Annotated in this window: 12 protein-coding genes; 6 read left to right on the top strand and 6 right to left on the bottom strand. The window is 74.7% G+C overall.

The genetic code is table 11. The features are described from left to right. Window positions 1-68 precede the first annotated feature (68 nt). The 3 genes from ACWF41_RS14910 to rfbB all read right to left on the bottom strand — a co-directional run bounded on the left by ACWF41_RS14910 (window position 69) and on the right by rfbB (window position 3,915). Window positions 69-1,451 (bottom strand): LCP family protein, encoded by a 1,383-nt coding sequence (locus tag ACWF41_RS14910; RefSeq protein WP_380324504.1) that lies wholly within the window; start codon window positions 1,449-1,451, stop codon window positions 69-71. 13 nt (window positions 1,452-1,464) lie between these two features. Continuing rightward, the gene (locus ACWF41_RS14915; RefSeq protein ID WP_380324507.1) at window positions 1,465-2,805 is read right to left on the bottom strand and encodes an LCP family protein; all 1,341 of its coding nucleotides are present in this window, start codon (window positions 2,803-2,805) and stop codon (window positions 1,465-1,467) included. Between the two features lie 114 nt (window positions 2,806-2,919). Next, the gene (gene rfbB / locus ACWF41_RS14920; protein ID WP_380324510.1) at window positions 2,920-3,915 is read right to left on the bottom strand and encodes a dTDP-glucose 4,6-dehydratase; all 996 of its coding nucleotides are present in this window, start codon (window positions 3,913-3,915) and stop codon (window positions 2,920-2,922) included. A 129-nt stretch (window positions 3,916-4,044) separates the two neighbouring features. On the opposite strand from rfbB, the gene ACWF41_RS14925 reads away from it, so the two are divergent. The 4 genes from ACWF41_RS14925 to ACWF41_RS14940 are packed head-to-tail and all read left to right on the top strand — an operon-like array spanning window position 4,045 to window position 8,877. Continuing rightward, complete coding sequence (locus ACWF41_RS14925; protein ID WP_380324513.1) at window positions 4,045-5,724, top strand: DUF2142 domain-containing protein; 1,680 nt, start codon at window positions 4,045-4,047, stop codon at window positions 5,722-5,724. Further along, window positions 5,721-6,788, top strand: coding sequence for a glycosyltransferase family 2 protein (locus ACWF41_RS14930; protein WP_380324516.1), 1,068 nt, complete (start codon window positions 5,721-5,723; stop codon window positions 6,786-6,788). The genes ACWF41_RS14925 and ACWF41_RS14930 overlap by 4 nt, the downstream gene beginning before the upstream one ends. Next, window positions 6,785-7,939: a glycosyltransferase gene (locus ACWF41_RS14935; RefSeq protein ID WP_380324519.1), complete on the top strand. Its 1,155-nt coding sequence runs from the start codon at window positions 6,785-6,787 to the stop codon at window positions 7,937-7,939. The genes ACWF41_RS14930 and ACWF41_RS14935 overlap by 4 nt, the downstream gene beginning before the upstream one ends. Beyond that, window positions 7,936-8,877 (top strand): lysylphosphatidylglycerol synthase domain-containing protein, encoded by a 942-nt coding sequence (locus tag ACWF41_RS14940; RefSeq protein ID WP_380324522.1) that lies wholly within the window; start codon window positions 7,936-7,938, stop codon window positions 8,875-8,877. The genes ACWF41_RS14935 and ACWF41_RS14940 overlap by 4 nt, the downstream gene beginning before the upstream one ends. A gap of 73 nt (window positions 8,878-8,950) precedes the next feature. Here ACWF41_RS14940 and ACWF41_RS14945 read toward each other — a convergent pair whose 3' ends face one another. After that, complete coding sequence (locus ACWF41_RS14945; protein ID WP_380324527.1) at window positions 8,951-9,568, bottom strand: dTDP-4-dehydrorhamnose 3,5-epimerase family protein; 618 nt, start codon at window positions 9,566-9,568, stop codon at window positions 8,951-8,953. A 132-nt stretch (window positions 9,569-9,700) separates the two neighbouring features. Between ACWF41_RS14945 and rfbD the strand changes: the two genes are divergently transcribed. Beyond that, window positions 9,701-10,573 carry a dTDP-4-dehydrorhamnose reductase gene (rfbD, locus tag ACWF41_RS14950; protein ID WP_380324533.1) on the top strand — a complete coding sequence of 291 codons (873 nt, stop codon included), beginning with the start codon at window positions 9,701-9,703 and terminating at the stop codon, window positions 10,571-10,573. Window positions 10,574-10,608: 35 nt separating this feature from the next. Next, window positions 10,609-11,367 carry a class I SAM-dependent methyltransferase gene (locus ACWF41_RS14955; protein ID WP_380324530.1) on the top strand — a complete coding sequence of 253 codons (759 nt, stop codon included), beginning with the start codon at window positions 10,609-10,611 and terminating at the stop codon, window positions 11,365-11,367. Between the two features lie 226 nt (window positions 11,368-11,593). On the opposite strand, the gene rfbA is transcribed toward ACWF41_RS14955, so the two are convergent. Beyond that, window positions 11,594-12,457, bottom strand: coding sequence for a glucose-1-phosphate thymidylyltransferase RfbA (gene rfbA, locus ACWF41_RS14960; RefSeq protein WP_380317807.1), 864 nt, complete (start codon window positions 12,455-12,457; stop codon window positions 11,594-11,596). Between the two features lie 54 nt (window positions 12,458-12,511). Next, window positions 12,512-13,276: a TIGR03089 family protein gene (locus tag ACWF41_RS14965; protein WP_380317810.1), complete on the bottom strand. Its 765-nt coding sequence runs from the start codon at window positions 13,274-13,276 to the stop codon at window positions 12,512-12,514. Between the last annotated feature and the right edge of the window lie 109 nt (window positions 13,277-13,385).

The raw sequence follows: 13,385 nt of genomic DNA on the forward strand, positions 1-13,385 counted from the left end.
GGAGGCTGTTTGGCCCCACCCCCCCCCTGCCGAGGGCTGGGCACCACCTCGCGGAGCGGTGCGCGGGCTCAGCCCGGCATGCCGCCGACGGTGCTGCCCGGCTCGAGGTCGCCGTCGCGGACGTCGGCCCAGAACTTGTCGGTCTTGTCGGGGTCGAGCAGCACGGTGGACCCCACGCCGGTGCCCGGGTCGTAGCCGGGGTCTGCGATCGGCGGGGTGCCGGTGACGCCCTCAGGGCCGGTCGCGGCCTTGAAGGCGAGGCCCAGGCGGCCGAGGTCGACGATGCCGGTCTTCTCGTCCACGGTGAGGGCGTCGGTGCCGGCGTTGACCAGCTTGACCTGGTCGACCGGGTTGAGCAGGACGCTCGGCTTGACGACCTTCGCGGCGACGGCGGCGATGACCTGCTGCTGCCGCTCGGCGCGGCCGATGTCGCCCTTGGGGTCCGAGTAGCGCATGCGCGAGAACGCGAGCGCGGTCTCGCCGTCGGCCTGGTGGCAGCCGGCCTCCCAGTGCAGCTCGCTGCGCTTGTCGTCCACGTCCTTCGGGTAGCAGAGCTCGACGCCGCCGACGGCGTCGACGATCTCCTCGACGCTGCCGAACCCGACCTCCGCGTAGTGGTCGACCGTCAGGCCGGTGAGGCCCTCCACGGTCTCGACGAGCAGGGGCGCGCCGCCGAAGGCGTACGCGGCGTTGATCTTGTTCGCCTTGTGCCCCGGGATCTCCGTGTACGTGTCGCGGGGGATCGAGATGAGGGCCGCAGGGCCGCTGCGCGGCTTGTGCAGCACCATGATCGTGTCGGTGCGTGCGCCCGACGTCCCGTCCTCGGGCACCGTGCCGGTGCCGCGCTCGTCCGACCCCGCCAGCAGGTAGGTGGTGCCGGGCGTCCCCGCCGCGCCGGACAGTGCGTCGACGTGCTGGATCTTCCCGTTCGCCCAGAAGATCAGGCCGATCGGCCACGCGAGCAGGAGCACCAGCAGGAGGATGAGGACCAGGCCGGCGACCCGGCCCTTGCGGACGCGGAAGCCGCCGCCCGCGGTCGCCGCAGCGGCGCCACTGGGGCCGGCCGGCGGCGGGGTGCCGCGCCGCGCGGACTGCGCGGTGCGTGCCTGTGCGGGCATGACCCGGGTCCCGGAGCCCTGCCGCGCCTGGGGCGCGCGGGACGCCGGCGCCGAGGACCGCGAGCCGCGCGGCGCGAACGACTGGGGCTTGGGCGCCGCGGCCCCGCGGCGCTCGGGCGGCGTGGTCGGGATCTCCCGGGAGGACTGGCGGCGCACCCGCGGCTCCACGGGGGCGGCGTCGTCGCGCCGGCCCACGCGGCCCCCTGTCGGCGGCGCCGGGGGACGGGCCGAGGCCCCGCCCACGGGGATGGCGTCGCCGGAGCCGGCCGGGCGGTCGGAACGGCCGCCGGACGGCGTGAAGCTCGGCGGGATGCGCTGGTCGTCGTTGCTCATCGTGTCCCCAGGCTCAGCCGCACACCGAGGTCACGTCGGCGCCCGTGAACGCCTCCTTGCCTGCCTCGCGCGTCCGCTTCGGGTCGGGCTCCTCGCTGCTCGTGGCGTCGCTGCCGTCCTTGGCGTCGCCGCCTGCGGTGGCCTCGTCGGTCGCGCCCGCGTCGTCGTTCGACACCGGGGTCGCGTCGGCGTCCTCCGCGCCCGCGTCCTTCTTGCCCGCCTTCTTCTTCTTGTCGGCCTGGATGGCGTCGTTGAGGGGCTTGTCGTGCTTGAGGTTGGACCAGACCTCGTCCGCCTCGTCCGTCAGGACGACGTTCGCCGCGTTGTTCGGGTCGTACATGTACGGGGCGGTCATGAACGAGATGGTCGCAGGGCGCACGTTGCGGGCGCTGTACGCGAGCCCGGCGAGTCCCTGGATGGACGCGAAGTTGCTGCTCATCGTCATCGACCCGGTCACCGCGCCGAGGAACTTCAGGGTCTTGGCCGGGTCGGCGAGCGTGCCGGCACTCATCACTTCGCGGGCGAGGGCGGCCACGAGCTCCTGCTGGCGGCCGATGCGGCCCAGGTCGGAGCCGTCGCCGAGGCCCTGCCCGGTGCGGGCACGGGCGTACTTCAGCGCGGTGTCGCCGTCGAGCTCCTGCATCCCGGCGGACAGCACCAGGTGGTCCGCCTTGGGGGCGTCGATGTCGTTCGGGATGCACAGCTTCACGCCGCCGAGGGCGTCGATCATCTTCTCGAAGCCGGCGAAGTCGACGACGACGAAGCCGTCCATCTGGACGTCGGTGATCGTCTCGATCGTCTTCTGCGCGCACAGCGCGCCCGACTCCACGTCACCGCCCGCGTTGACGCCCTGGGCGAAGGCCGCGTTGAACTTCACGCCGTACTGCGGCGACGTCTCGCCGCCGGACGACGTCGGGCACGAGGGCACGTCGATCGTGGTGTCGCGGGGGATCGACAGCATCTCCACGCGGGACCGGTCGGACGAGATGTGCATGATCATCGTCGTGTCCGAGCGGGCGCCCATCGTGCCGTCGCCGACGATGTCGGCGTTGTCGCCGCCGCGGCTGTCCGAGCCCATCAGCACGATGTTCAGCGGCATGTCCGCGTTGGGGTCCTTCGGCAGGACCTTCTCCGGGCGGTCGTCGCCGAGGAGCTTGTCGGCGTCGACGGAGGTGATGTTGTTCGTGAGCCGGACCGCCGCGGTCGCACCGCCGACGGCGACGAACGCCAGGACGGCGGTCAGACCCATCCCGAGAGTGCGCGCGAGCGTGTGCTGACGCAGGGCGCGCGCGTGCGAGGGCCCCTTGACGGAGTCAGGGCCCGAGGCGACGTGTCGGGGGGCGGTGCGGCTCACGGGAAGCGAGCATAGAGGGTCGCTGTTGCGCCGCTGCGGTGCCCGAGGACCGGGACGGTAGAGGAAATGTGTGGGTCGGTCACCGATCTCTCCTCGCGCCCGTCAGCGGCCCCGTCACTGGCCGGTCCGGGCGTACTTCGCCTCGACGGCGGCCTTCGCCGGGCGCCACCATTCCTCGTGCTCGCGGTACCAGTCGACGGTCGCGGCCAGGCCCGAGCGGAAGTCGGTGAACCGCGGGGTCCAGCCGAGCTCGGTGCGCAGCTTCGTGGCGTCGATGGCGTACCGCAGGTCGTGCCCCGCCCGGTCGGTCACGTGGTCGAAGTCGTCCGCGTCGCGCCCGAACAGCTCGTTCAGGGTGCGGACCACCTGCAGGTTGGACGTCTCGCCGTCCGCGCCGATGAGGTACGTCTCCCCGATGCGGCCGCGGTCGACGATCGCCCACACCGCCGCGTTGTGGTCGGCCACGTGGATCCAGTCGCGCACGTTCGCCCCCGCCCCGTACACGCGAGGCCGCACCCCGTCGATGAGGTTGGTGACCTGCCGCGGGATGAACTTCTCCACGTGCTGGTACGGGCCGTAGTTGTTCGAGCAGTTCGAGATCGTCGCGGCCACCCCGAACGAGCGCACCCACGCGCGCACCAGCAGGTCCGATCCCGCCTTCGACGCCGAGTACGGGCTGGACGGGTTGTACGGCGTGGCCGGGGTGAACTTCGCCGGGTCGTCCAGCGCCAGGTCCCCGTACACCTCGTCAGTGGAGATGTGGTGGTACCGCACCCCGTGACGGCGCACCGCCTCCAGCAGCGTGAACGTGCCCACCAGGTTGGTCTGCACGAACGGCGACGGGTCGGCCAAGGAGTTGTCGTTGTGCGACTCCGCGGCGAAGTGCACCACCACGTCCGCGTCCGCCACCAGGTCGTCGACCAGGTCGGCGTCCGTGACCGAGCCCTCGACGAACCTGATCCGGTCCGCGACCGGCGCCAGCGACGACCGGTCCCCGGCATACGTCAACGCGTCCAGCACCGTCACCACGGCGTCTGGCCGCTCACGCACCGTCTGCTGCACGAAGTTCGCCCCGATGAACCCGGCACCGCCCGTCACGAGAACACGCATGGGCGGCACCCTACCGACGGCCCGCCGGCGCGGGGAGGGGAGCGGAGGGCGAACTCCGCCGCTCACCCGTGCCGTCCGTCCAGTGCCGCCCGCGGCGCCGGCGCGGTGCGCCTCTGGGACACTGTGGTCGTGACGGACACCACGCGGCAGGTACGCCCGGAGCCCGCATCGCCACCCCTCACGAGCGCCCTGCGCCCGGGCCCGCGCGGCTACCGGCGCGCGGTCGTCGTGATCACCCTGGCCGTGGCGGCGTGGGCCGCGCTGTGGGCCGTCGTGACCCCGCCGTTCCAGGCGCCGGACGAGCAGAACCACCTCAACAGCGTGCTCCGGATCGCGTACGGCGGGGGATGGCCGGCCCCCGGCGACGCCTACCTCGCCCCGGGGGTCGTCGACGCCGTCCACGAGTCCGGCTACCCGTCGGACCCGCCCGGCCGGTGGGTGCACCGGTCCGACGTGCGGCAGTTCGTCGACCTCGAGCCCGTGCCGCGCGACGAGCGCCTCCGGCTGGACGCGACGAACGCGCGCGGCGACGCGTCGTCCGGCACGACCGTCGACCAGATGACGCAGCACCCCCCGCTCTACTACGCGCTCGGCGCCGGCTGGCTGCGGGTCACCGGCCTGACGGAGGGGCGCTGGGACCTGCAGATGCTCGCCCTGCGGCTGCTCGACGTCGCGCTGCTGGCCCTGTCCGTGCCGCTCGCCGCGGGCGCCGCCCGCCGGATCACCGGCTCGCCGTCCGCGGGCCTGGTCGCGGCGACGTTCCCCCTGTTCCTGCCGCAGCTGGGGCACATCATGGGCGCGGTGAACAACGACGCCCTCGTGGTGCTCACGTGCGCGGCCGCGACGTACCTGGCGGCCCGCGTGGTCACCGGCGACCTGCGGTGGCGGGTCGCCGTCGCGATCGGGGTCGTCGTCGGGCTCGGCCTGCTGACCAAGGTGATGGCCGCGTTCGTGCTGCCGACCGTCGGGGTCGCCTATCTCCTCGCGCGCGGGAGGCGCTGGCCGGCGCGGCTCGCGCGCCTCGTGGTCGCCGGGGTCGTCGCGCTGGTCGTCGGCGGGTGGTGGTGGGTGCGCAACGTGATCACCCTCGGCGCGGTGCAGCCCGTGGGCCTGCCCCGCGACCCGGCCACCGTCGCACAGGTCGCGGACGAGGACGTGCCCCGCCTCATCGTGGAGAAGCTCCCACAGGCGTTCTTCGGGAACCTGTCGTGGCTGGAGGTGCGGCTCGACGGCACGTGGGTGGTCCTCGGCTCGGTGGCGCTCGTCGCCGTCGTGCTCGCCGCCGTGGTGCTGCCCGGCGCACGACGCGCGTCGCTGGCCCTCGCGCTCCTGCCCGCCGGGCTGGCGTTCGGGGTGGCGTACAACAGCTGGTCCGCGCACGCGGACACGGGCGGGCTCGTCGCCGTCCAGGGGCGGTACGTGTTCGGCGGCATCGCGGCGCTCGCGGCGCTGTTCGCCGTCGCCGTCTGGCAGCTGGTGGGGCGTCGGGACCGGCGCCTCGCGCTCGCGCTGCCGGTGGTCGCGGCCCTCGCGCTGGCCGCGGCCGTCGCCGGCCTCGTCTGGGGGTTCGGCGCGTTCTACCGGGGCCCGGGGGAGACGTTCGGCGACGCCGTCGAGCGCTGGCTCGCGTGGAGCCCGCTCGCGGAGCCCGCCCTCCTGGTGACCGGTTCGGCCTGCGTGCTGGCCCTCGTGGCGGGGCTGGCCGTCGCCGTCGACTGGGCCCGTAGACTCGCGGCGTCTCTCCCGACCGGCTCGGCCACCGGCAGCACGCCGCCGTCGGCCCCCGGTGCCCCGAAGGATGCGCGATGAAGCTCTTCGTCCAGATCCCGTGCCTCGACGAGGCCGGGACCCTCCCGCTCGTGCTCGCGACCGTGCCGCGTGAGGTCGCCGGGTTCGACAGCGTCGAGATCCTCGTCGTCGACGACGGCTCCACCGACGGCACGGCCGAGGTGGCCCGCCGGCTCGGCGTCCACCACGTGCTGCGCCACACCAGCACGATGGGGCTGGCACGGTCGTTCCGCGACGGCGTCGACTACGCACTCGCCCACGGGGCCGACGTCGTGGTGAACACGGACGGCGACAACCAGTACCCGTCGGAGCGCATCGGCGACCTGGTGGCGCCGATCGTCGCCGGCGAGGCCGACATCGTCGTGGCGGACCGGCAGACGGCGACCATCGCGCACTTCTCCCCGTTCAAGAAGCTGATGCAGCGCGTCGGCAGCCGCGTGGTCAGCGCGGCGGCGGGCGCGTCGCTGCCGGACGCCGCGAGCGGGTTCCGGGCGTACTCGCGGGGCGCGCTGCTGCGGCTCAACGTGGTCACCGAGTTCAGCTACACCATGGAGACGATCATCCAGGCGGGCAACAAGCGCCTGCGGATCGCGAGCCTGCCGATCACGACCAACGCGAAGACCCGCGAGTCGCGGCTGTTCTCCAGCATCTGGCAGCACATGGGCCGCTCGGGCCGCGCGATCCTGCGCTCCTGGATCATGTTCCGCCCGCACCTGGTCTTCCTCACGCTGGCCGCGCTGTTCTTCGTGGCCGCGGCCGTGCCCGCCGTGCGGTTCCTCGTCTACCTCGCGCAGGGCGACGCGGGCGGCCACGTGCAGTCCCTCGTCTTCGCGGGGGCGATGCTCGTCGGGGCGCTGCTGTGCCTGGCGCTGCTGGTCATCGCCGACCTGCTGCGCACCAATCGCGCCCTGGCCGAGGAGACGCTCGAGCGGATCAAGGTGCTCCAGTACGGCCGCGGGAGCCGCGCGGCCGGACCCGCGTCCGTCGCCGACGTCGTGCACGAGGTCGTGCCCGACGTCGAGCCCGACGCCCTTCCGGACGACGTGCCCGAGCCCGTGCCCGACGACGAGGACGCGCGCGCGTGATCGTCGCGTTCGGCACGTACGACGCGGCCCGGCACCCGCGCGTCGGCGTCCTGGTGGCGGGGCTGCGGGCGCACGGGTACGCCGTGCACGAGCTCGACCGGCCGCTCGGCCTCAGCACCGCCCAGCGCGTGCGGATGCTGCGCCAGCCGTGGCGGCTCCCCGTCCTCCTGGTGCGTCTGCTGCGGTGCTGGCTCCTGCTCGTGGGCGACGCCGCGGCGCACCGCCGGGCGCACGGTCGCCCCGACGCCGTGCTCGTGGGCTACCTGGGCCACTTCGACGTCGTGCTGGCGCGCCTGGTGTTCGGCCGCCGCACGCCGATCCTGCTCGACCACCTCGTCTTCGCCGGCGACACCGCCACGGACCGGGGCGCCCGCGGCGCCCGCGTCACGCTGCTGCGCGGGCTGGACCGGCTCGCCGTGACGCGCGCCGACGTCGTCCTGCTCGACACGCCCGAGCACGCGCGCATGCTCGCCGACCTCGTGCCGTCGCGCGCCCGGCGCGGCCTCGTGGTGCCGGTCGGCGCGCCGCAGGAGTGGTTCGACGCCGCGCCCGACGGTCCGGACAGCGGCGCCGGCGGGGCGGACGACGAGCGGCCGCTGCGCCTGGTCTTCTTCGGCCTGTTCACGCCGCTGCAGGGCACCGCCGTGCTCGCCGACGCCCTCGCCGACGCGCTGCCCCGCGCGGCCGCCGGCGACGGGCGGCCGCTGAAGGTGACCCTCGTCGGCTCCGGGCAGGACCTGCCCGCCGTCCGTGACCGGCTGCACGGGGTGCCGGGTGTCACCTGGCGCAACTGGGTGGAGCCCGCCGACCTGCCCGCGCTGGTCGCCGCCCACGACGTCTGCCTCGGGATCTTCTCCGCGACCCCCAAGGGGCTGCGCGTGGTGCCGAACAAGGTCTTCCAGGGGCTGGCCGCCGGGTGCGTGGTCGTCACGTCGGACACGGAGCCGCAGCGCCGGCTGCTGGGCGACCACCTCGAGCTCGTCGCGCCGGCCGACCCCGCCGCCCTCGCCGAGCGGCTCCTCGCCCTGCGCGACCCCGCCGCGCTCGCCGCCGCCCGCGCCCGCGCCGCCACCGGGCGCGGCCTCGTCCGCCCCGCCGCCGTCGTCGACCCCCTGGTCGAGCTGCTCGGCGCGCGCGGGGTGCGGCCGTGACGGGCGGGACCGGAGGGACGGGGGTGCTCGCGCGGGCGCTCACCGTGCTGCGCTCACCCTGGGTGCGGTGGGGCTTCCTGGTCCTCGCGATCGGGCTCGCCGTCTACGCCGTCGTCGCCGCCCGCGACGACCTCGCCCGGGCCGCCGCGGAGCTGTCCTGGCAGCGCCTCGCCGTCGCCCTCGTGCTGTCCGTCGCGTTCGTGCTGTGCACCTTCGTGTCGTGGCGGGTCGTCCTCGCCGACCTCGGCGCGCCCGCCGGGTTCCGCGTCGCGCTGCGCGTCTTCGGCCTCAGCCAGCTCGGCAAGTACGTCCCCGGCGGGGTCTGGAACGTGGTCGCCGCGGCCGAGCTCGGCGTCGGGCACGGCATCGCGCGCCGCACCTCGGTCACGACGACGGCGGTCGCCACGCTGGTGGGCGTCGTCTCCGGCGCGGTCGTGGGGGTCGTGGCGCTGCCGTTCGTCGCCACCGGGGCGCTCGGGTCCGCGGGCCCCGTCCTGTGGCTGCTGCCCGCCGTCGCCGTCGTCCTCCTGCCGCCCGTGCTCAACCGGCTCGTCGCGTGGGCGCTGCGCGTCGCCCGCCGGCCCCCGCTGGAGCGGCCCCTGGGCTGGCGCGGCCTGGGCGCCGCGACCCTGTGGTCCGTGGCCGGGTGGCTGCTCGCGGGCACGCAGGTCTGGGTACTGGCCGTCGGCCTCGGCATGCCCGCCGACGCCCGCGGCGTCGCGCTCGCCGTCGGCGGCTACGCCCTCGCCTGGGTGGTCGGGTTCCTCGTCGTCGTGGTGCCCGCCGGCGCGGGCGCGCGCGAGCTGGTGCTGCTCGCCGTCCTCGCCGGGGCGCTGCCGCACGCCGAGGTGCTGCTGCTGGTGCTCGTCAGCCGCGTGCTGGTGACGCTCGCCGACCTGGCGCTCGCGGGCGCCGGCGCCCTCGCCCGGCCGAGGTAGTGGGGATCCTGCCGAGGTAGTGGCCCAGACCACTACCTCGGCAGGCCCGGGCTACTTCGTCAGGCGGGCGGGATCAGGCGCGGAGCGTCGCGAGGTGGTCCTGGACGGCCTGGTGGGTGGGTAGCAGGCCTTGGGCCTTGGCCTGGGTGAGGGTGGGGGCGGTGGTGTCCTTGTCGGACAGCTGCGGTGTGAGGGGGGTGCCGTCGGGGGCGGTGGTGGGCCAGGCGATGCCGATGTCGGGGTCCAGGGGGTGGATGCCGTGCTCGTGGGCGGGGTTGTAGCCGGTGGAGCACAGGTAGAGGACGGTGGAGTTGTCCTGCAGGGACATGAAGGCGTGGCCGAGGCCTTCGCCGAGGTAGATGGCGCGGCGGTGGACGTCGTCGAGCAGGACGGAGTCCCAGCGCCCGAACGTCGGCGACCCGACGCGGAGGTCGACGACGACGTCGAGGACGGCGCCGGTGGCGCAGGTGACGTACTTGGCTTGGCCGGGCGGGACGTCGGCGAAGTGGATGCCGCGCAGGACGCCGGCGGCGGAGACGGAGGCGTTGGCCTGTTGCAGGTCGAGGGAGTGGCCGAGGGTGTCGGTGAAGGGGCCGGCTTTGAACCATTCGAGGAAGACGCCGCGGGGGTCGCCGTGCTGGGTGGGGGTGATCTCGTAGGCGCCGGGCACGGCCAGCTCGCGGAACTGCACTGGTGCTCCTCCAAGGATGGGCAGAGTCGGTGAGCGTGAGCGGACCGGGCCGGCCCGCTCACGCCTAGGATCGCAGGCGTGAGCACCGTCGCCTCCGATGCCGTCCGCGATGTCGCCTCCCACGCCGCCCGCGTGGACGAACCCGCCGGGGCCGCCGCGCCCCGTTGGCTCGTGGTGGGGGCGGGCGGGATGCTCGCTCATGACCTGCTGGCCGTCCTGCGTGGAGCGGGCGTCCCCGTCCGCGCCGCCGGCCGCGCGGAGCTCGACGTCACGGACGCGGCCGCGGTGGCGGCCGCCGTGCGTGACGTGGACGTGGTGGTGAACTGCGCGGCGTGGACGGCGGTGGACGACGCCGAGTCGCACGAGGCGGACGCGTTCGGGGTGAACGCGGTCGGTGCGGCGCACCTGGCGAGGGCGGCGCACGCGGCGGGGGCGCGGCTGGTGCAGGTGTCCACGGACTACGTGTTCGACGGTGCGGCCAGCCAGCCGTACGCGGAGGACGCCCCGATGAGGCCGGTGTCGGCGTACGGGCGGACCAAGGCCGCGGGGGAGTGGGCCGTCCGGGCGGAAGCCCCCGACCACCTGATCGTCCGGACCGCCTGGCTCTACGGCGCGCACGGCGCGTGCTTCCCGAGGACGATGGCGCGCCTCGCCGCCGAGCGCGACGAGCTCACGGTGGTCGACGACCAGGTCGGTCAGCCGACGTGGACGCGTGACCTGGCCGACCTGATCGTCCGTCTGGTGGAGGCGGGCGCCCCGGCGGGGACGTATCACGGCACGGCGTCGGGGCAGACGTCGTGGTTCGGGTTCACGGGCCGGATCCTGGCGTCTGCGGGGCTGAGCACGCCGTTGGAGCCCACGACGTCGGCCGCGTTCGTGCGTCCCGCTCCTCGGCCGGCCTGGTCGGTGCTCGGTCACGACGCCCTGCGGGCCGTCGGGGTCGAGCCGATCGGCGACTGGGCCGCGCGGTGGGACGCCGCCGCGGCCGACGTGCTGGCAGGCTGACCCGCAGCCACCGTCGTCCGGCCGAAGGAGCGCCCGTGCCACCCGTCGCCACCACCCCGCCCCCGCTCACGCTGTACGGCAGCCTGCGGTGGGACGTCGTGGAACCGCTGCTGCCGGGCGCCGCGGGCCGCGTGCTCGAGGTCGGGTGCGGCCAGGGCGCCGTCGGCGTCCGCCTCGCCGCACGCGCCGCCGCGTACACCGGGGTCGAGCTCGACGCAGACAGCGCCCGCGTGGCCGAGCAGCGGCTCGTCGACGCCGGCGTCCCCGGCACCGTCGTGCACGGGCCCCTCGAGGCCCTGCCCGCCGCCGAGCGCTTCGACCTCGTCTGCGCCTTCGAGGTCATCGAGCACATCGACGACGACGCGGCCGCCCTGCGCGAATGGGCCGCGCGGCTGCGCCCCGGCGGCATGCTCCTGCTCTCCACCCCCGCGTGGCAGCGCCGGTTCGGGCCCATGGACGAGGCCGTCGGCCACTTCCGCCGCTACGACCCGGCCGTCCTCGTGGCGCTTCTGCGCGACGCGGGTCTCGTCGACGTCGGCCTGCGCCTGTACGGCGTCCCCCTCGGCTACGCGCTGGAGGCGGCGCGCAACCAGCTCGCCCGCCGCCGCCCCGGGCTGCGCGAGGAGGGCAGCACCGCCGACCGCACCGCGCGCAGCGGCCGGCTCTTCCAGCCGACGACAGGGACGCAGGGCGCCCTGGTGAGTGCTGCGACCTGGCCGTTCCGCGTCGTGCAGCGCGCGTTCCCGCGCACGGGCACAGGTCTCGTCGCTTGGGGGAGGGCACCGCGCGGCTGACCGGGCCCGGCTCGATCCCGACCGAAGGGCCGGGTGGTGGGGATGTCGCGTCGCGAGGCTGGACGGGGCAGGCGGTCGGGGCGGGGTGTCGTGCCCCGAGGCGCGCCATCCGCGCTCTCGTCCCTCGGGTGCTCCCGCCAGGCCCGACCAGCCTCGGGACACGACACCCCGCCCCGCCCGCCTCGTGCGTGGCGCTCGTCGAGCGCGCGGCGGGAGGGGGAGCAGATCAGGAGTCGAGGAGGCCGAGCAGGTAGGAGCCGTAGCCGGACTTCACGAGCTTCTCCGCCCGGACGCGCAGCTCGTCGTCGGTGAGGAACCCGCGGCGCCAGGCCACCTCCTCGGGCGAGCCGATCTTGAGGCCCTGCCGTCGCTCGACCGTGCGGACGTAGTCGGACGCCTCGAGGAGCGAGTCGAAGGTGCCCGTGTCGAGCCAGGCGGTGCCGCGGGGCAGCACTTCGACCTGGAGGGTGCCGCGGCGCAGGTACTCCTTGTTGACGTCGGTGATCTCGTACTCGCCGCGCGCGGACGGCTCCAGGTTCTTGGCGATCTCGACGACGTCATTGTCGTAGAAGTACAGGCCGGGGACGGCGTAGCTGGACCGGGGGTGCGCGGGCTTCTCCTCCAGGGAGAGGGCGCGGCCCTCACCGTCGAACTCGACGACGCCGTACGCCGTCGGGTCGGCGACCCGGTAGGCGAAGACGGCGCCCCCGACCAGGCCGTGGAAGCGGGTGAGCCTCCGGCCCAGCCCGGGGCCGTAGAAGATGTTGTCGCCGAGCACGAGGGCGACCTCGTCCTGCCCGACGAACTCCGCCCCGAGCACGAACGCCTGCGCGAGGCCGTTCGGCTCGGCCTGGACGGCGTACTCGATCGAGACGCCGAACTCGGAGCCGTCGCCGAGGAGTCGGTGGAACTGCGGCGCGTCGTGCGGGGTGGTGATGACCAGGACGTCCCGGATGCCCGCGAGGATCAGCGTCGACAGCGGGTAGTAGATCATCGGCTTGTCGTAGACGGGCACGAGCTGCTTGCTCACGCCGAGCGTGATGGGGTGCAGGCGAGTGCCGCTGCCCCCGGCCAGGATGATGCCGCGCATGGCAGTTCATTGTGCTGCACCCGGGCCGTCCCGGCCGGGTGAACCTGCGGCGCCTCAGAGGTCGGCGGTGACCCGCTCCGTCTCGCGCAGGCGGGCGAGGCGCGCGGGGTCTGCCGCGAGCTCCGCCGCGGTGGCCGCGGACGCGAGCACCACGGAGCCGTCGGCGGCCCAGGTCGCGAGCAGGCCGCGCAGCAGGTCCGCGAGGGGGAGCGCGCCGTCGACGAGGACGCGCTCCGCGGACGGGCGCGGCGCGCCCAGCAGGTCGGCGAACGCGACCGGGTCGGTGCCGGTCGCCTCGAGCGCGATGGTGGCGGGGTCGGTCTCGGGCGCCCAGCCGATGACGTCGCCGTAGGTCATGACCGCTCCCGCGGCGTCGATCGCGCCCGCGGGGAGGTCGCCGTCGAAGGAGCGGGCCAGCGCGGGAAGGGCGACCGCCACGAGGTCGGCCGCGCCGGGACCGGACAGGACGGTGGACCAGGCGTCGGGCCGCGACGTCACGACGACGTCCCCGCCCGCGGCCGGGGCGTCGGCGAGGCGCACCGTCGCGCCGCACCGCCACGCCGCGAGCGCCCAGAGCACCCCGCGCCAGTGCGCGGGGACGTCGAGGACCACGACCGTCCCCGGTGCGACGTCGAACTCCTCGACGAGAAGGTTGACGGTCTTGTTCACCCAGTTCTGCAGGACGGCTCCGGAGAGCTCCACGCGTTCGCCGCCGTCGCCGTACCAGGTGAGCCGCGGGCGTCCCGGCTCCGACAGGACACGATCGAGCATCTGCGAGATCGTCGACGGGGTCCGGTGCGCGGCGGGGAGCGGGTTCACGCAGGTCAGCCTACGAGGGGCCCGGAGGGTCGGCGCCCCGCGCGCATGTGAATGGGCGGTGGAGATCGAGATCACTAGCACATTTCGACTTGACGCCTTCGAAAGACAC

It is taken from the genome of Isoptericola sp. NPDC055063 (genome assembly GCF_053608125.1).